This is a genomic window from Deinococcus cellulosilyticus NBRC 106333 = KACC 11606, assembly GCF_007990775.1.
GTDB lineage: Bacteria > Deinococcota > Deinococci > Deinococcales > Deinococcaceae > Deinococcus_C > Deinococcus_C cellulosilyticus.
In genome coordinates this window covers 1-18,099 of record NZ_BJXB01000036.1, presented here as the reverse complement: position 1 = coordinate 18,099, position 18,099 = coordinate 1, and the positions used below count along the sequence as shown (strand labels likewise).

18 protein-coding genes and 1 tRNA gene are annotated in these 18,099 nt (G+C 55.6%); 8 read left to right on the top strand and 11 right to left on the bottom strand.

Annotation, left to right across the window (positions count from 1 at the left end):
- The first annotated feature begins 233 nt into the window (after window positions 1-233).
- The 4 genes from mnmG to DC3_RS25170 all read left to right on the top strand — a co-directional run bounded on the left by mnmG (window position 234) and on the right by DC3_RS25170 (window position 4,342).
- On the top strand, window positions 234-2,030 hold the full coding sequence (gene mnmG, locus DC3_RS25185; RefSeq protein ID WP_146890164.1) for a tRNA uridine-5-carboxymethylaminomethyl(34) synthesis enzyme MnmG: 1,797 nt from the start codon (window positions 234-236) through the stop codon (window positions 2,028-2,030).
- 173 nt (window positions 2,031-2,203) lie between these two features.
- Window positions 2,204-2,737 carry a 16S rRNA (guanine(527)-N(7))-methyltransferase RsmG gene (locus DC3_RS25180; protein WP_246130806.1) on the top strand — a complete coding sequence of 178 codons (534 nt, stop codon included), beginning with the start codon at window positions 2,204-2,206 and terminating at the stop codon, window positions 2,735-2,737.
- A 29-nt stretch (window positions 2,738-2,766) separates the two neighbouring features.
- Complete coding sequence (locus DC3_RS25175; RefSeq protein ID WP_146890158.1) at window positions 2,767-3,516, top strand: ParA family protein; 750 nt, start codon at window positions 2,767-2,769, stop codon at window positions 3,514-3,516.
- On the top strand, window positions 3,500-4,342 hold the full coding sequence (locus tag DC3_RS25170) for a ParB/RepB/Spo0J family partition protein (RefSeq protein WP_146890155.1): 843 nt from the start codon (window positions 3,500-3,502) through the stop codon (window positions 4,340-4,342). The genes DC3_RS25175 and DC3_RS25170 overlap by 17 nt, the downstream gene beginning before the upstream one ends.
- 50 nt (window positions 4,343-4,392) lie before the next feature.
- Here the strand turns inward: DC3_RS25170 and DC3_RS25165 are convergent, their stop codons facing one another.
- The gene (locus DC3_RS25165) at window positions 4,393-5,238 is read right to left on the bottom strand and encodes a sugar phosphate isomerase/epimerase family protein (RefSeq protein ID WP_146890152.1); all 846 of its coding nucleotides are present in this window, start codon (window positions 5,236-5,238) and stop codon (window positions 4,393-4,395) included.
- Between the two features lie 57 nt (window positions 5,239-5,295).
- A complete protein-coding gene (locus DC3_RS25160; protein WP_146890149.1) occupies window positions 5,296-6,936 on the bottom strand; it encodes a ribonuclease J in 1,641 nt (546 codons plus the stop codon).
- Between the two features lie 240 nt (window positions 6,937-7,176).
- Here DC3_RS25160 and DC3_RS25155 point away from each other — a divergent pair, with 240 nt between their 5' ends.
- A complete protein-coding gene (locus DC3_RS25155; RefSeq protein ID WP_146890146.1) occupies window positions 7,177-8,046 on the top strand; it encodes a DUF4384 domain-containing protein in 870 nt (289 codons plus the stop codon).
- On the opposite strand, the gene DC3_RS25150 is transcribed toward DC3_RS25155, so the two are convergent.
- The 8 genes from DC3_RS25150 to DC3_RS25120 all read right to left on the bottom strand — a co-directional run bounded on the left by DC3_RS25150 (window position 8,022) and on the right by DC3_RS25120 (window position 13,860).
- Window positions 8,022-9,383: an NAD(P)/FAD-dependent oxidoreductase gene (locus DC3_RS25150; RefSeq protein ID WP_186816256.1), complete on the bottom strand. Its 1,362-nt coding sequence runs from the start codon at window positions 9,381-9,383 to the stop codon at window positions 8,022-8,024. The genes DC3_RS25155 and DC3_RS25150 overlap by 25 nt on opposite strands.
- Window positions 9,384-9,567: 184 nt before the next feature.
- Window positions 9,568-9,696 carry a hypothetical protein gene (locus DC3_RS30045; RefSeq protein ID WP_281292599.1) on the bottom strand — a complete coding sequence of 43 codons (129 nt, stop codon included), beginning with the start codon at window positions 9,694-9,696 and terminating at the stop codon, window positions 9,568-9,570.
- Window positions 9,697-9,891: 195 nt separating this feature from the next.
- Window positions 9,892-9,968, bottom strand: a tRNA-Ile gene (locus DC3_RS25145).
- A 108-nt stretch (window positions 9,969-10,076) separates the two neighbouring features.
- On the bottom strand, window positions 10,077-11,237 hold the full coding sequence (locus DC3_RS25140; protein ID WP_146890140.1) for a deoxyguanosinetriphosphate triphosphohydrolase: 1,161 nt from the start codon (window positions 11,235-11,237) through the stop codon (window positions 10,077-10,079).
- An 86-nt stretch (window positions 11,238-11,323) separates the two neighbouring features.
- On the bottom strand, window positions 11,324-12,286 hold the full coding sequence (gene pfkA / locus DC3_RS25135) for a 6-phosphofructokinase (protein WP_146890137.1): 963 nt from the start codon (window positions 12,284-12,286) through the stop codon (window positions 11,324-11,326).
- Window positions 12,287-12,367: 81 nt separating this feature from the next.
- A complete protein-coding gene (gene rsmI, locus DC3_RS25130) occupies window positions 12,368-13,189 on the bottom strand; it encodes a 16S rRNA (cytidine(1402)-2'-O)-methyltransferase (RefSeq protein WP_146890134.1) in 822 nt (273 codons plus the stop codon).
- 51 nt (window positions 13,190-13,240) lie between these two features.
- A complete protein-coding gene (locus tag DC3_RS25125) occupies window positions 13,241-13,450 on the bottom strand; it encodes a hypothetical protein (protein ID WP_146890131.1) in 210 nt (69 codons plus the stop codon).
- Entirely contained in the window at window positions 13,447-13,860 is a 414-nt protein-coding gene (locus tag DC3_RS25120) for a hypothetical protein (protein WP_146890128.1), read from the bottom strand. Before DC3_RS25120 ends, DC3_RS25125 begins: the two co-directional genes overlap by 4 nt.
- A gap of 123 nt (window positions 13,861-13,983) precedes the next feature.
- Here DC3_RS25120 and DC3_RS25115 point away from each other — a divergent pair, with 123 nt between their 5' ends.
- The 3 genes from DC3_RS25115 to DC3_RS25105 all read left to right on the top strand — a co-directional run bounded on the left by DC3_RS25115 (window position 13,984) and on the right by DC3_RS25105 (window position 17,369).
- The gene (locus DC3_RS25115; RefSeq protein WP_146890125.1) at window positions 13,984-14,415 is read left to right on the top strand and encodes a 23S rRNA (pseudouridine(1915)-N(3))-methyltransferase RlmH; all 432 of its coding nucleotides are present in this window, start codon (window positions 13,984-13,986) and stop codon (window positions 14,413-14,415) included.
- A 343-nt stretch (window positions 14,416-14,758) separates the two neighbouring features.
- Window positions 14,759-16,426, top strand: coding sequence for a long-chain fatty acid--CoA ligase (locus DC3_RS25110; RefSeq protein ID WP_146890122.1), 1,668 nt, complete (start codon window positions 14,759-14,761; stop codon window positions 16,424-16,426).
- 121 nt (window positions 16,427-16,547) lie between these two features.
- Entirely contained in the window at window positions 16,548-17,369 is an 822-nt protein-coding gene (locus tag DC3_RS25105; protein WP_146890119.1) for a metalloenzyme domain protein, read from the top strand.
- Here DC3_RS25105 and DC3_RS25100 read toward each other — a convergent pair.
- A complete protein-coding gene (locus DC3_RS25100) occupies window positions 17,349-17,681 on the bottom strand; it encodes a hypothetical protein (protein WP_146890116.1) in 333 nt (110 codons plus the stop codon). The two genes, DC3_RS25105 and DC3_RS25100, sit on opposite strands and share 21 nt — an antisense overlap.
- Window positions 17,682-18,099: the final 418 nt, after the last annotated feature.

Sequence of the window (18,099 nt, the reverse complement as noted above, 5' to 3'; positions counted from 1 at the left end):
TTCAGCTGGGGCCCCATTTTTTGCCTGCTTTGACTGCGGACAAACGAAAGAGGCGGGCCAGGGTTGTTCATTCTACTGATCCAGGCAGATGTTGCTTGAACCTTGAGTCAGTGTCCTGACCTTTCTATTCGCTTTGCTCAAGCAGAACTGAGCTGAGCTCAGTTCTGCTGAAAGCAGTATCGTGGCACGCCTCATAGTACCCCTACTAAAAACTAGGGTAAAGTGTATGGGTTATGTCGAGAGTTTTCAACGTGATCGTGATTGGAGGGGGCCACGCAGGCATTGAAGCTGCATGGGCCGCTGCAAAATACGGCACTGTCGCAATGATGATATCCAACCCGGCCACCATTGGACGCATGCCCTGCAACCCTGCTGTGGGGGGGCCAGGCAAGAGCCAGATGGTCTTTGAGCTCACCGCCATGGGTGGTCTGATGGGCCGCATCGCCGATGACACCGCCATCCACAGCCGCATGCTGAACGCCTCAAAAGGGCCTGCCGTGCAGAGCCTGCGAGTGCAGAACGAGCGCGACCAGTACGCTGCAAAAGCACAGGAATATGTGCTGGGCAACACGGCCATTGACATCATCCGGGGTGAGGCTGCAGATGTGTACCGGGAAGGGGAAACATGGATGGTGCAGACCATCGATGGTCGCACCTATCCTGCAAAAGCAGTGGTGATCGCTGCCGGAACCTTCATGCGGGGTCTGACCTGGTATGGTCGCCATTCCCGCCCGGAAGGCCGTCAGGGGGAGCCTCCTGCCCGTTTCCTGTCCCAGGCTCTGGAGCGCGGAGGCCACACACTCAAGCGTTACAAGACTGGAACCCCTCCCAGGGTGCGTGCAGACTCGGTGAATTTTGCTGCCCTGCTCGAACTTCCCGGAGATGATCGGGTCTACAGCTTCACTGGAAATCCCGGTCCTGATGCCAGAAAGAGTCCCACCTGGCAGACCCACACCACCCCGGAAACCCACCGTCTGATTCAGGAGAACCTGCACCTGTCTCCCATGTATGCCGGAGACATTGAGGGCCTTGGTCCCCGATACTGCCCGAGCATTGAAGACAAGATCGTGCGTTTCTCTCATCACGACAGGCACCTGCTGTTTGTCGAGCCAGACGGCGTGGACACCAGCGAAGTGTACCTGCAAGGTTTCTCCAGCAGCCTGCCTCCTGCGCTTCAGGACCAGATGGTTCGCACCCTTCCCGGCTTTGAGAATGCCGTGATCCAGCGTTATGCCTATGCTGTGGAATACGATGTGGTGGATTCTCTGGAACTGAGCCTCAATCTGGAATCCAGATACATGTCAGGCATTTTCACAGCAGGACAGATCAACGGAACCAGTGGTTACGAAGAGGCCGCCGCACAGGGACTGGTCGCTGGAACAGCTGCTGCACGCAAAGCACTGGGTCTGGAAGAGAAATTTTTCACCCGTGAAGGCAGCTACATCGGGGTCATGCTGGACGATCTGGTCTACAAGGGCACCGATGAACCCTACCGCATGATGACCTCCCGGGTGGAACACCGCCTGCTGGTGCGCCAGGACAACGCAGACCAGCGCATGACCCCCTTTGCCCATGAACTGGGTCTGGTCGATGATGCTTTCCTGAAAGCTGTTCAGGAGAAGTACCAGCGCATTGAAGAGGGCATCCGCCAGCTGCGCACTCAGCGCCATCAGGGCATCACAGGTGAGCAATTGCTGCGCCGCCCGGACATGACCCTTGCTGACCTGGAACCTCTGGGGATCATACTCAAAGGAATGGCAAACTGGCTGGAAGAGGAAAGCGTGCAGATCCACGTGAAATACGCTGGATACATTGAACGCAGCCGCCAGCAACTGGAATCTGAACGCAAATATGGCGAACGCAGCCTGGCAGGCATCGACTTCCGCCAGATCACGGCCATGTCCAATGAGGCCCGCGAAAAGCTCTCCAGAGCACAACCCCAGACGGTGGCTCAGGCTTCCAGGGTGCCAGGGGTTCGCACCTCTGACCTCAGTGCCCTGCTGGTTTATCTGAAGACCCAGCAGGTTTAAAACATCAAACTCGATGACCACCCCAGATTGGGGTGGTTTTTTGGTTTACTGTGCCCAGAGCATGGCTTTTACCAGCAGCAGTTGAATGATTTTACAGGTTGATCAAATCCTATGCTTTTTGCCCTCAGCTCTGGGCCCTCGGCCCTCGGCGTTCCCTTGCTACAATGTTTCACGTGAAACAGAAGTACAAAGCACTGGTCAAGCAATACTCCCGCGCCCTCGACCTGTTTGGGCCTTCAGTGGAAATCCACTTTGACATGCACATGGACAGTGCAGAAGAGTACGCAAAGTACATCCCAGAAGGTGAGACCCTGCTGGACGTGGGGTCTGGTGGGGGCCTTCCTGGAATTCCCATTGCGCTTGCCCGACCAGATGTTCAGGTGGTGCTCTGTGAGATCCGACAGCGCAGGGCGTCTTTTCTGAACATCGCCCGTTCACAGCTGGGACTGGCCAATGTGCGGGTTTTCGCCGGAGACGTGCGCAAATTCAAAGAACCTGTTTCCTGGGTGACGGCACAGGCGGTTGGCGATCTGGACGTGCTGATCAAACTGATTCAGCACACGGTGACCGAGCAGTGGCACCTGCTCTCCAGAAGACCAAAAGAATGGAGTGCCCCGAAAAGGCTTGGCCCATACAGCATTCAGGAGGAACGCCACAGCCTGGATGAAGATGCCGATCTGGTGGTTTTACATCTGACCCGGGTCTGAAGCCTATTCTGGTTATACTGAAGTCCGTAATGAAAGTGCTCGCGTTAGTCAATCAAAAAGGTGGCGTGGGGAAAACCACCACAGCAGTCAATCTGGCGGCTTACCTGGCCAACACCCGCCGCCGGATTCTCGTGGTGGACATTGACCCGCAAGCCAATGCCTCAAGTGGTCTGGGGGTGCGGGGTGCAGAGGCCGGGGTATACGATGCCCTGCGCGAACCTGCACGTCTCTCCGACTTCATCCAGCAGACCGAAATCAAGAATCTGCATGTGCTGCCTGCCACCCCGGACCTCGCTGGTGCAGGTGTGGAACTCACCGATGAGCCCGATGCCCTCAAAAACCTGCTGGCAGGCCTGGAAAAATACGATCTGGTCCTGATTGATGCTCCACCAAGTCTGGGTCCCCTGACCATCAATGCCCTGGTGGCTGCAGATGCCCTGATTGTCCCATTGCAGGCCGAGTATTATGCGCTGGAAGGCATCGCGGGCCTGATGGACACCATCGAGCGGGTCAGGGATGGACTGAACCCCGCCCTGCAGGTGCTTGGCATTGTCATCACCATGTTTGATGGACGCACCAACCTCTCGGTGCAGATCGAAGAAAACGTGCGCAACCACTTCGGAGATCTGGTGTTCTGGAGTGTCATCCCGCGCAATGTCAGGCTTTCTGAGGCCCCCAGCCATGCGAAACCCATCAACCTCTACTCTCCCATGTCCAGTGGGGCTGGAGCCTACAAACGCCTGTCTGACGAGGTGATGCAGCGTGTCAAAAAGATCTAACCTTGGCCGTGGTCTGGATGCCCTGCTGGGCAAATCCCCCCTGAGCGCCCCTGCCTCAGGCGATAAAATGACCCTGATGCAGATCGACCAGATCCAGCAGGCCGCTTACCAGCCCAGACAGGTCTTTGATCCAGAAGCCCTCGCAGAACTTGCAGCCAGCATCAAAGAAAAAGGGGTGCTGCAGCCGCTGCTGGTTCGCAAGGTGGGTGAAAAACATGAACTGATTGCCGGCGAGCGCCGCTGGCGGGCTGCCAGACTCGCTGGCCTGACCGAAGTTCCAGTAATATTGAAAAACTTCGATGACCTGGAAGCCCTGGAAATCGCCATCATCGAAAACCTTCAACGGGAAGATCTGAACCCAGTTGAAGAAGCTGTGGCTTACCAGAAGCTGCTTGAACAGGGGGTCAGCCAGGAAGGCATTGCCAGGGCTCTGGGCAAAGGCAGAAGCACGGTCGCCAACGCCCTGAGGCTTCTCACCCTGCCCCAGAAAGCCCTGGATGCCCTCGAACAGAAGCTGATCACTGCAGGTCATGCCAGGGCCATTCTTGCCCTGCCAGAAGAGGATCGCCTGTGGGCCCTGGAGCAAATCCTGACCAAGGGTCTGAACGTGCGGGACGCCGAAGCCTTGAAGCGGGAACGCCCAGACAAAACCAGAGCCCCAAAGGAAGTTCCGGAGCGCACCTTCAAGAGCATTGAGCTTGAACTTGCCCGCCACATTGGAACCAAAGTGCGGATTGCCGGGAAGGACAAAGGCAAAATCGAACTGAGCTACCATTCCCAGGAAGAACTGGAACGGCTGCTGGAATTGCTGGGCTACCAGAACTGACGTACAGCAGAAGAGGAGCACACCAGGGTGCTCCTCTCTATATCATGGGATCATTGAAGGTTTTCGATGGATGCTTTCCATTGCTGAAAGTGAAGCAGCTGTCGCTCAGCCATCCAGTTGCACACAGCATCCAGATTTCCCACAGGCTGTTGTGAAACAGGCAGGGTGTGCTGATAGGGGGGAGGACCAAACTCTGGGGTCAGGGTGGTGAAGGTCTGGCCCCGTTCCTTCTGGGCTTCCCACATCCACTCCCACCACTGCTCATGAGCAGCCAGATGGGCAGCGAATTCAGGAGCACTGGGATCGGTCACCTGTGGTCCTTCTTCATGGCCAACACGGGCATGAATGTGAATGCAGTGCTGAGCTGCAAGCCTGATGTTGTCTTCCTGATCCTCCAGCAGCCTCTCACACACATTCACCCAGTGGCTGAGGTCGCAGGTGAGGCGCAGGTCCGGGAAGGTCTGTAAAATCCGGGCGGTGGTCCACGGGGTAAAGGTGGGCTGGCCTCTGTGCGTCTCGAAGGCCACAGGAACATCCAGCGTTGCTGCAAACTTCAGAGCATCGTCATAGAACTGGTCCTGTTCGAGTTCGCTCCAGCTGTCACATCCTCCCTGCACATTGAACAGGATTGGGTTTAGAGGAAGGGCCATCTTCACCTGATCTTTGAAGGCCTGCAGGTGTGCTCTGGGTGTCCTTGGCGTGCCTGGGAAAGTGGTCAGGATCTGGGCAACCACTTCCAGTTCGTGTTCCCGGGCCAGGGTGGCGAGTTGCTTCAACTCAGGCGTGAAGACCACGGCCACCTCAATGCCCTGATAGCCATTTGTCTTGAAGTCAGGAAGCGCACGGACCAGAGGGGTTTCCACGCCCCATAAACTGCGAATGCGTTTGAGTTCCATACTAAAAAACTACCCTCTTCTGCGCGAAGAGGGTAGAGGAGAGGTAAAATTTGCTGCTCAATCCACCAGCATGGGGATCAGCACAGGGGTGCGTCCGGTGACCTTGCGAACGAATTTTCGCACTGCGGAGTACATGTCGTCCCGGATGTCTTCAAGGGCGCGTTTCTCACGCATGCCCACTTCCAGAACCTCCAGAGCCACGCTGCGGATGCTGTTCTCCAGATCCCGGTTGGTGCGGACAAAACCGCGAGACACCAGTTCCACGTGAGGTTCAGGATGCAGCACTGCGGTGATGATCAGGATGCCATCTTCGGACATGGTGCGGCGGTCCAGCAGGATCTCATCGTTGATGTCGCCCACACCGAGGCCATCCACATAAACATCTCCGGCGGGGACTTTTCCAGCGATCTTGAACTCGTCCTTGTTGACCCGGATGATGTCCCCGTTCTGGGCCACAATGATGCGCTTGGGAGGGTTGGGCAGGGCCTGGGCCAGTCGGGCATGGTTGATCTGGTGGCGGGGCTCACCGTGCCAGGGCAGGAAGTATCTGGGGTTCACCAGGTTGAAGATCATTTTCAGTTCTTCCTGGCTGCCGTGACCAGAGGCGTGCACCTTGTAGGTGGGGGGGTAATAGACATCCACACCCAGTGAGTACAGGCGGTTGATGACTGCATTCACCGCTTCCTCGTTTCCGGGGATGGGACTCGAAGACAGAATCACGGTGTCTCCGGCTTTAAGGCTCAGTTTGGCGTGGGTGCCAATGGCCAGACGGGAGAGCACGCTCATGGGCTGGCCCTGGGAACCGGTGCACATGAAGAGCACCTGATCGTCTTGCAGATCGCCCATCTCATCGGTGCTGATCAGGGGGTCTTTGAGGGTCAGGTAACCGAGGTTCTGGGCCACCTGGGCGTACTTGACCATGCTGCGGCCTTCCATCACCACGCGGCGGCGGTGTTTCTCTGCGATGTGCACAATGTTCTGAACACGGTGCACATGGGAGGCAAAGGTGGTGACAAACACACGGCCCTTGGCCTGTGCCACTATTTTCTCGATGGCACTGGCGACCTCCTGCTCACTGGTGGTCTGGCCGGGTCTTTCAGCGTTGGTGCTGTCAGAGATCAGGACCAGGGCACCTTCTGCGCCTGCCTGTGCCAGTTTGGAGAGGTGGGAAGGTTTGCCGTCAGTGGGGTGCTGTTCCAGCTTGAAGTCGCCTGTGTGAACAATGCGGCCCACTGGAGTATGAATGATCATGCCTGAGTTGTCAGGAATGGAGTGGGTCATGCGGAACAGGTCCACGGTGAAGTACTTGCTCAGCTTGATGCGGTCATCGGTGGTGACCTCTTTGAGCATCAGGTCGGCTTCTTTGACACCGAATTCACTGAGTTTTTCCTTGAGCAGCCCGAGGGTCAGTTTGGCCCCATAGATGGGCACCCTGGGAAGCCGGGGCAGGATGTAGGGAATGGCCCCGATGTGGTCTTCGTGACCGTGGGTGAGCACCCAGCCCTTGATCAGGCTGGCGTTCTGCTGCAGGTAGTCGATGCGGGGAATGACCAGGTCAATTCCAGGCATGTGAGAATCAGGGAAGGCGAGACCGCCGTCCACGATCATGATTTCATCCGCGTAACGGAAGGCGAACATGTTCTTGCCAATTTCGCCCATTCCGCCCAGCGGAATGATTTCCAGGTGTTTTTCGCTCATTGTGCTCCTTGGGGTCGCTTGTGGTGTCCTAAAGCTTAAAATTTCAATGGCGTGCCTTGACGCAATATCAAAGGATTATATCAGGCTTTACAGCAAAGCTCAAACTGTTTCACGTGAAACGCCGCCCCAGGAAATGCTTCTGGCAAACTTCAGGCTGGATCAAGGGAAGCTTCAGCCTTGCTTAAGAAATGGCAAGATTTTTTTCACCGAGAAGTTTGTGTCTTCCACTACGCTGAGGTCATGAAACGCTACGCAGTCGCTTTAGGCACAGCTCTTCTCAGTTACGCAATGGCAGCTCCCCAGGTGAGCCCCCAGCGCATCATTGTCAATCCTGTTCCCACCAACCTTGAAGTCAGTGTCTGGCTGGACAAAGAGGGCAGCACTCCGGCCTACACCCCTGGTGAAAACGTCAAGATTTACACCCGTGTGAATCAGGATGCTTATGTCTACCTTTTCAATGTGGACCCCAACGGTCAGGTGGACATGATCCTGCCCAACAAGTATGCAGGTGGGGGCAACTTCCTGAAAGCCAACATCACCAAGCAATTTCCAGACCGCAATGATCCTTTTGAGTATGAGATCAGTGCTCCTTACGGTGTGAACAAGGTGCTCGCCCTGGCCAGCAAAACCCCCCTCAACCTGAATGACATTGCCCGTTTCCAGTCCGGTCAGGGAAATGGCTTTGCTGAAGTGAGTGTGCAGGGACAGAACCAACTGGCCCAGAAACTGTCCATCATCGTGAAACCCATTCCCCAGGACAACTGGATCACCGCGACAGCCTTCTACAATGTGGTCAGTGGTTTCGTCCCACCAGTTCAGCGTTATGACGATGTGAGGGCCAGCAATTACCCGGGGGCACGGGTCAGTGTGCAGAACCGCAAAAATGACCGCATCACCCTGGAATTCACCACCACCGATTCTGCAAACACCGTCTGGGATTTCTACCAGCGTGACCTTGAAAACCAGGGCTACCGCCTGACCAGCCTGAACCAGAAACACGGGGACTATGAGGCCCGTTTCACCCGCAAAGGCGGCCAGGAAGACGACACCGTGACGGTGAAACTCAAGTTCAAGAACAAAGGCCGTTACAGCCTGGAACTGCGCTGGTAAACCGGAGCCGTCTGGCCCACTTGCTTATAAAACAGCAACACCCGCCACAGCACCCTGGGATGGAACAGGGCCTGTGGCGGCTCTTTCATGTTGAGCACCTGATAGAAGGCACGGGACACCTCATGGTCCTGGGTGGCGGCCCTGTGCACCCGGGTCAGGTAACGCTGCAAGAATTTTTTCGCAGGGGACAGTGGATGCTCTGGAAAAAAGCGGCTGTCCTCCAGTTCCACCATCGACCAAGCGGTCTGGATGGCAGGTTGAATGCGCTTGAAGAACCAGCGCCACAGGTCTTTCAGTTCCCCCTGACTCTCAGACAGACATTCTTGTAGGTGCTCTGCCTGCAGCACAGCCACAGTGATGCCCTGACCGTAGGTGGGGTTGAAGCTGCACAGGGCGTCACCCATCACCAGGAAACCTTTTGGAAAGGCCCTGAGTTTCTCGTAATGCCTGCGAATGCTGCTGGGGATCAGGTGCCGTACAGGTTCACCCACAGGCTCGGCCTTGACCAGCAACTGGTACAGGTCGGGCACAGGGAGGCTCTGTGCGAATTTGATCAGGTCCTCATGGGTGGGTTCGGGATGGTCTGAGCACCATCCTGCAACCGTCACGCTCCACTGGTGGTTTTCGATGGGGAGCACAAGCCCTGCCCTTTGTTCTCTCGGGGCTGCTGGGCTGATGATCAGGGCTTGTTGTTCCAGAGGATCAGGCACCGGGGTGTTGTACTTGCAGGTGACGTATCCAACCCTGGCAGGAATCTCAGAGGCTCTGGGTGCAGAATATCCCAGGTCAGTCAACCATTTTGGTGCATGAGAACCGCGTCCTGAGCAGTCCATCACCATCTCGGCCTCAAGGGTTTTTTCTCCATTGGGGGTCTGGACATGCACTCCATTGACGGTGATACCTGTTTTGCTGTCTCCCTGAGACACCAGCCCTGTAACTTTGTGTCCAGTCAGCAGATGCACACCTGGCAAAGCAAGCACCTGCTCTCGCAAAGCGGTCTCCAGCAGGGCGCGGCTGCAAGACAGGGCTCCAATCCCCATGGGAAAGTTACGCTTCCATCCGCCCCACTGGTACCAGCGGGCGTAGGTGCCAATGTCTGTTTTCAGGGCACCCCTTTCCAGGAGTTCATGTTCAAGCTCAGGAAACAGGGCGTTCAAACCAGAAAATCCCCGGGCCAGCAGCACATGAGAATGCAAATATTGTGGAACGCCACGTCTGGATGAGGCGTCCAGAGCATCTTTCTCAAGAATCCATACTTCTTCAAAAAATTCATTCAGAATTCGAGCTGCACACAGGCCACTGAAGCTGGAACCCATCACAATGGCTTTTTTATACATTGGGCTCCGGGCAGGATTCATACATTTCCCCAGAGCAAATGTTTAAAATAAGTTGGCATTTTTTCAGTGTAGGGGATGCACAGAATCTTTCCTGTGCGGGAAAACACATCGGGTTTTCCCTTATTTTTACCTGAGGAAACCCCTCAATATAAATGTTGATGTCAGATTTGGATTTTTTGACAGATCAATGGTGGGGATGAACCTGTTCATCCATCCGTTCAAACACTTTTTCGATCACCAGATAAACCCCCAGAACCATCAGGGATAGAAGGACTGCACAGACAATAGAAAACAGCAGGGCTGTGACCAGCATGATGGCCTCCTTTGCACCTCATTTGATGAGTACAGGTTAACGCGACTGGCTTATATTGAGCTGAAGTCATCTGAGAGAAATCTGAAAAAAATGAGGTTCTGTTCTGGAGCCCACAGAAATCTGGTGGGATTGGGCGCAATTGGGGGCAAAAGAAACGTCCCACCTCTGATGGAGATGGGACGTTTCTTGTTCTGGTGGTGCGGAAGCCCAGACTTGAACTGGGGACCTCACGCTTATCAGGCGTGCGCTCTAACCAGCTGAGCTACTCCCGCACAAGGCGAAAGAAATAATAGCAGCTTATGCTCAAAGTGTCAATTGTTTCAGACCCCGGAGTTGTGCAGACAGCTTTCTCAGGCCCTGATCCGTCTTCTGAAGCAGGTTCAGTGCTCACGGGGCGCATACAGCCTGCTGTACTCATCCATGGCAAAGCGGTCGGTCATGCCTGCAATGTAATCGCAGATGGTGCGTTCCAGACCCAGCATGGGGATGCAGGCCTGAACATGCAAGGGAAGCAGACGGGGTTGTTTCAGGTAGGCAGAGAAAAGGCCATCAATGAAGTGCTCTGCCCGGAAGGTCTGCTGCATCTTGCTGGGATGGTAATAGAGGTGCTGGTACAGGAAACGTTTGAGTTCTGCCATCATCTGCTGCATCTCTGCACTGAAGGCCACCACCACCGTATTCAACTGTCTGATCTGTGCTGCGGTCTCAATCTGGTGCTGCTGCAACCTGCGTTCGGTTTCCTGCAGGATGTCGTTGATGATCCAGCCCAGCAGTTCTCGCACCAGTTTCCGGCGGCTGAGCTCACTGAAGGGCTCCACCTTCAGGTTCAGGCGAAGAACCAGTTCATCCCAGATCTTCAGTCCGCTGAGCAGATGAGGGGTGAGAATGCCTGCCTTGATGCCATCATCGAGGTCGTGGGTGTTGTAGGCCACCCCATCGGCAATGGCAGCAATCTGGGCTTCCAGTGAAGGCCTGCAGTGGGGTTCGAATCCATTTGCAAGGGCTGGAAAGATCTGCGCATCTGCATCGTGTTTGACGATGCCTTCCAGGGTCTCCCAGCTCAAATTGAGGCCTGAAAAGTCCTGGTAACGTTTCTCCAGCTCTGTCACGATCCTGAAAGCCTGCTCGTTGTGATTGAAGCCTCCGGCATTTCTGGACTTCATCCAGTGGTCGAGCTGGTGCTCCCCTGCATGTCCAAAAGGAGGATGACCCAGGTCATGGGACAGGGCGATGGTCTCTGTCAGGGTTTCATTGACCCCCAGGGCCACGGCCATGGAACGGGCCACCTGTGCCACCTCCAGGGTGTGGGTCAGTCGGGTGCGGTAGTAATCGCCCTCGTAATTCACAAAGACCTGCGTTTTGTACTCCAGACGCCTGAAGGCCGTGGTGTGCAGGATGCGGTCCCGGTCCTTCTGGAAGGGGAGGCGGTGTTCACTTTCAGGTTCGGGGTGGATTCTGCCCCGGGTGTGCAAATTCAATGTGGCATAGGAGGCCAGGGACGCCTCTTCGCGGTGCATGAGTTGAAGTCTGGACAGAAGCATGCTTCATTGTCCCTCAAAAAGCACAGAAAAACCTCCTGACAAGAATCAGGAGGTCCATGTTCAGGGTTTCTGCTTACAGAGCAGGTTCAGACCGAGAGGGTCTTGACGCAGCTTCTGAGGTGGGCATTCACGTCTTTGCGTTTTTCCCAGGTGTCGGCCAGAGGGGTGAAGGAGATTTCGTGGTTGGTCACACCAAGCATCACGTCGCTCTTGCCGTCCTGCAGTGCACAGACGGCAGCTTCGCCCAGACGGGAGGCCAGGATGCGGTCCTCGGCTTTGGGGCTTCCGCCGCGCTGCACATGGCCCAGAATGGTGAGTCTGGATTCGAAACCTGCCCCTTCAATGGCATCCTGCACGCCCTGACCACCGCCAGGGTAACCCTCGGCCACAATGATGAAACTGGATTTTTTGCCCTTGGCTTCACTTTCCTTGAGGGTCTGGATCACTTCTTCAATGGGCATGGGATGCTCGGGAATCAGCACTTCCTCTGCCCCGGAAGCGATACCAACATCAAGCGCAATGAAACCCGCATGACGACCCATCACTTCCACCACAAAAATGCGTTCGTGGCTGGCTCCGGTGTCGCGCAGTTTGTCGATGCAGTCCAGGGCAGTGTCCACAGCAGTGAAGTACCCGATGGTGTAGTCGGTGCCATACAGGTCGTTGTCAATGGTGCCAGGCAGGCCCACAACCTTGATGCCATGCTCTTCATGCAGGTAGTGCGCGCCGTGGAAGCTGCCATCTCCGCCCACACAGACCACGCCATCAATGTCCCACTTTTTGAGCTGTTCAGCGGCTTTTGCTCGCCCTTCGGGATTGCGGAAGTCCTTGGACCGGGCGGTCAGCAGAATGGTGCCCCCACGCTGGATGGTGTTGGCCACATCACGGGGGCCAAGCAGGCGCATGTCGCCTTCGATCATGCCCTGAAATCCACGCATGATGCCGACCACTTCAATGCCCTTGCCCGTGGCTGCACGCACCACAGCACGCACAGCCGCATTCATGCCAGGAGCGTCGCCCCCACTGGTAAACACAGCGATTCGTTTCATGTCTCTTTCCCTCTCCTGAACCTCCAGCCTGCCTTCTGCTTCTCAAAGCTGTCTTGCAACCCTGTTTTGCAGCTTTGTCTTTCAGCTGGACGATTCACGCAGTTCTAAGGCTATCATGTAAGCGTCATTCTTACGCAAACCTGCCTTGATGAGTTCATCTCGCACTTCACGGGTGCCCAGGCCATCCTGGTACAGTTTACGGGCCAGCTCCCGGAAGTCCATCCCCTGTGAGGGGTCCTGTGCTGCTGCCGGAGAGAGCACCATCACAATTTCTCCCTTGATGCCTTTCTTGAAGTGGGTGGCGGCCTCCTGCAGGGTTCCTCGGAAAGTCTCCTCAAATTTTTTGCTGAGCTCCCGGGTGATGCTGACCTGGCGTTCAGGTCCGCACAATTTGATGAGCTCCTCCAGCGTGTCCAGCATCCGGTGAGGACTTTCGTAGAAGGCACTGGTGTGGGTGCGCTCAATCATGGCCTGCACCCTGGCCTTGCGTTCAGAACCTGAACGGGGAAGGAATCCTTCAAAGGTGAAAGGCTGGGTGGGAAGTCCAGAGAGCACGAGGGCAGGAATCAGGGCGGTCGGGCCGGGCAGGACCTCAATCTGGCCTCCCAGAGCGAGCACAATCTGCACCAGTTCTGCTCCAGGGTCACTGATGCCTGGCGTTCCTGCATCACTGACGAAAGCCAGCCTGGGGTATTTTTCCAGGACGCCCTCTGCACGGTCCCTGATGGTGTGCTGGTCGAGGCGCACCAGGGGTTTGTCGATTCCGAAATGTTTCAGGAGGATGCCGGTGTGCCGGGTGTCTTCAGCAGCAATGGCATCAGAGTTTTTCAGGACCTCCAGGGCCCTGAGCGTGATGTCCGATAAATTGCCAACGGGAGTGGGAACAAGGGTGACATGAATCACCCCTACAGTCTAAAGGGTGACTTTCCCCACAGGATGAAGTGAAACCAGGGCCTAATCCAGCGACAGCTTTTCAGCGTAGATGGGCTGGGTCTTGATGCGAACTTTGGCACGCTTGTTGCGACGAATCCGGAGTGCGTTGCTGATGGTGGCGCGCAACAGTTCTGCCTCGCCCACAGTGACAGTGACCACTGTGCCGTCCGGAAGTTTGACCCCTTCCAGAACGACCACGCCGTCCACCACCACGCCTTTGTAAGCCTTCACAATACTTCCTCCTGCGATCTCAGGGCCTGGAGGCGTGACAGGATGGCCTGCACGTCTTTCCCTTCGGATTTCTGCAACTCCAGATAACGCTCGTAAACAGCAATGGCTTCGCGGCGTTTTCCGACCCTGAGCAGCAGTTCTCCAAGGTGCTCCCCTCCCACATAGTATGCACTGTCTGAGTTTGGACTTTGTGAGGTTTGTGCTTTTGCCTGTTCAATCTTGCTGACGGTGCTGCGGTACCTGGACACCCTGAGCCGGACCCACTGGGTGAGGAACAGCAGAAAGGCCAGAAGCACCACCGTGATCACAATGGTGGACCTTGCCACACCGACGCTGTTCGCAATCCTCACCAGCACAGGAAAGGAAAACGCGAACACCATCACGAATGCCAGGACCGCCGCATAATTCATACGTCTTCGGTCAGTGTACTCCAAACTGCTGAATTTCCAAAGGGGACTGGGGAATTTTTATGCACCAGAACGTCACGCAGCAGTTCTCAGGTTCGGGCGTTTGTGCCGTGCTACGGTGAAGGCATGAAACTGCACTTCATCACCGTCGGAGAACCCCGACTGGACTATGCAAAACGCGGCTGGGAAGAGTATTACCAGCGACTTGGACGTTACCACAAGGTCAAAACCACCCGTTTAAAAGACAAAGCAGATCCCACCCAGGAGGTGCTGAGGGCCGCTGGAAATGCCTACCTGATGCCCCTTGATCCCAGAGGGAAACACCTGACCAGTGAGGAGCTCTCTGTGCACCTCGATCAGGTGGCCCTGTCCGGTCATGGTGAGATTGCTTTTGTGATTGGGGGTCCAGATGGACACAGCGATGAACTCAGGGAAAAAGCCCATTTCCTCTGGAGCATGAGCAAACTGACTTTTCCCCACGATCTGGCCATGGTGGTGATGCTTGAAGCCCTGTACCGGGCAAGCACCATCTCCAAGGGTGAGCCGTACCACAGGTGAGGGGCAGTGTAAGGTCAAAAGCATTGAAGAGGTGGTGTTCTCTGCAGCAGCCATCAGCGGTCAGCGGTCAGCGATCAGCACAAAAACAGCTTTCTGCTTTCGCCGGGGCAGAAAAGCGCATGGCTTGCGTGCCGGTACAGCTCAAACCTTTCAGGGACATTTCTTTTGCTGATGGCTGAATGCTGAGGGCTGAGAGCTCTACGCCATCTACACGTTCGGGCTTTGTGCTCACCTGAAGAGATGAGGTTCCACTTCCCTGAAAGGGGCATCAGGCTGTTAAAATGAAACCAAGTTCAAAATTTCATCTTGTGCTGCCCACGCTGGCAGAAAGGTAAGGTTGTCCATGCACAGCACCATCATGAATTTTCCGCTGACCATCCCCCACATTCTGCAACGTGCAGAGCGTTACTTCCCTGACCGTGAAGTGGTGTCTCTGATTCCTGCTGGCGTCAATGAGGCCGGTCAGCCCATTCCTGGCAAACACAAATACACCTACAGGCAAATGGCAGCACGGGCCAGACAGCTGGCCAATGCCCTCAAAGAAGCAGGCATCCAGAAAGGGGACAGGGTCGCCACCTTCGCAGTGAACCACTTCCGTCACCTGGAAGCTTATTTTGGGATTCCCATTGCGGGTGCTGTGCTTCACACCGTCAATGTGCGACTGCACCCTGAGCAACTGGTCTACATCATCAACCACGCCCAGGACCGCATCCTCCTGATCGACAATGTGTTCGCACGCATGCTTCCTGCCCTGCTTCCCCACTGCCCGAGCATTGAAAAAGTGGTGATCATGGGTCCCACCCCCCAGTCCATCCCTGGCATGCTGGATTACGACCAGTGGATTGGTGCACAGCCCACCACCTTTGATTTCCCGGAGCTCGATGAAAATGATCCTGCCGGGATGTGCTACACCTCGGGAACCACTGGCCATCCCAAGGGTGTGGTGTACTCCCACCGTTCCACAGTGCTGCACAGCCTTGCCTCTGCGCTTCCAGATGCCCTCAACCTGAAACATGCCGATTCACTGCTCCCTGTGGTGCCCATGTTCCACGTGAATGCCTGGGGGCTGCCTTACACCGCCACCATGGTCGGGGCCAAGCAGGTGTTCGCCTCTGTGTTCAGTGATGGTGCATCTCTGGCAAAATTGCTTTCAGAAGAACAGTGCACCCGCACGGCAGGTGTTCCCACCATCTGGATGGGTCTCCTTCAGGAAGTGGAACGGGCCATTCAGGCTGGAACCCCCTATGACCTCAGCAAACTGGAGATGCTGGTTGTGGGTGGGAGCGCAGCCCCCGAGAGCCTGATCCGCGCAGGAGACAAACTGGGCCTGCACCTGTTCCACGCCTGGGGCATGACCGAAACCCACCCTCTGGGCACCTGTGCTTCTGTTCCGGTGGGTGTGGATGTGGAAAGCGACGAGGGGTACCACTACCGTGCAAAACAGGGGATTCCCGTGCCTCTGGTGGAGATCCGCGCTGTAGATGGTGACCTGAATGAGGTGCCCCACGATGGCAAGACCATGGGTGCCCTGCTGGTCCGTGGTGCGTGGGTGAGCCAGGAGTATTACAACAATCCGGAAGGGAGCAGGGCCACACAGGTGAGACTGGACGATCAGGTCTGGTTTGACACCGGAGACATCATCACCATCGATGAAGAAGGCTACATGGCGATTCAGGATCGGGCCAAGGACCTGATCAAGAGCGGTGGAGAGTGGATCTCCAGTGTGGATCTGGAGAATGCCCTGATGGGTCACCCGGCGATTGCAGAAGCTGCCGTGATCGCCACACCCCACCCCAGATGGGAAGAGCGTCCTCTGGGCGTTCTGGTGGTCAAGCCAGGACAGGAGCAACCTTCCAGAGAAGACCTGAATGCCTTCCTGGCAGAAAAATTTGCCAAATGGTGGTTGCCTGACGCTTACGTTTTTGTGGAGCAGATTCCCAGAACCACAGTGGGCAAATTCCTCAAGCGTGCATTGCGCGACCAGTTCAAGGACTTTAGACTGGAACAGTAATGCAGCTGCACCATCAACATTTGCATCATCAACACTTCACAGCAGAGGGCCTGAAAGCCTTCTGCTGTTTTTTGGGTTGTGCTTTCACCCTGTTTCACGTGAAACATCAAGGGGCCCACTGATGCCTGTTCTCTGGCTCTGCCTGGATGGCATCGGTCATCCAGAGGATGCTCCAGCAGACAGTTGCTGGGATCAGGACTTGCCTGTCTTGCGATCCCTTATTGATGCAGGCCAGAAGGTGGATGCTCGACTTGGTGTGGAAGGCCTCCCCCAGTCAGGCACAGGTCAAACCAGCATTGTCACGGGCATCAATGCAGCAAAGCACATGGGGAGGCACTACGGTCCGGTTCCTGGTCCCACCATCAAACCCCTGATTCGGGACCACAGCACCCCTGTGCTGCTGACCCGGGCAGGAGGGACCCTGAAACTGCTCAACTTCTATCCTCCCACCTATGCACCTCCCGGAGGAAAACATGGGGCAATCGTTCAGAGTGTGCTGGACGCAGGAGAAATCCTCAACCCTGAGGGCTTCCCCAGCATTCGCCCTTCACTGGGCATGCATTACCAGGCACCTTATGAACCATACCTTCCTCTGAACGAAATCAGAGCATGGGGAAGGGCAGCAGCAAGGGCTGCCAGAGAAGTGGATCTGGTGATGCTGGACCTGTGGTTCAGTGACTTCATTGGCCATGCCCAGGATGCTGTGGCTGCCCGAAATTACCTGATCCACCTGAATGCTTTTCTGGAGGGAGCAGTGGAGCACGAGGTGAGGATCTTCATGACCTCTGACCACGGCAACATGGAAGACACCAACATCAAAACCCACACCTTTGCACGGGTGCCCTTTGTCTCTGCCGGCTTTGAGGCTTCTGAAGTCAGAGACATTGCAGAGGCAGGTGCAGAAATCAAAAAACTGCTCGGGTTAGCGAGCAGCGAGGGGTGAAGGGGAAGTTCTCCTTCTTTTTTTGAGGGGTTTGATGTTGCCGTAATGCTGGTAGTACCCGTCACGTTGGTTCAGGGCGTCGTCTTCAAGGTCTTCTTGCAGGCTTGCAGGAGGGGAGAGGTCCATGCTCTTGAGTCTCTGGATGATCCCAGAGGGAGTGGTCTTGCGATTCTGACTGTCGTACAGAGGTGGGTCCTTGGAATCCAGCAGTTGAACCAGCAGATAATATTTCCGCTCTTCAGGGTCCCATCCGCTGATCACAGCCACATCTCCATGCTCCGGGTGTTCGGTGGTGTAGATGCGTGTACTCATACGTTGCTCCTGGAGGGCTAAACCTCGCTTTTTGAATTATAGCATATCTTGTGAGTGAATTATGTTTATAGCGAATTGAATCGGGTGGCCATCTGCAGGAGAAGGGGAACTGCGTTTCAGAGATCCGGTGCATGCTTCAGGGTTCTGGACTCACAGGGCGTAAGATCACACCTTATATAGATATAGAGCATGAAAATGCTTTCGGCATGATGGCAGAAAAAGGTTCACCCAGAAGCCTTTTAAGTCTTATGGATTAGGCCAGAACAGCTGATGTTCTTTCAGGGACACAAGCCATCAGTATCACCTGCCTGGCCATGAAGATCCGTCACATCTGCTATTTTTGTACTGAGTACAGAGTTTTTGGCGATGGATTCTCCGCCCCGAGAAATGCTGTGCAGAACGCAAAAGATCGGGTACC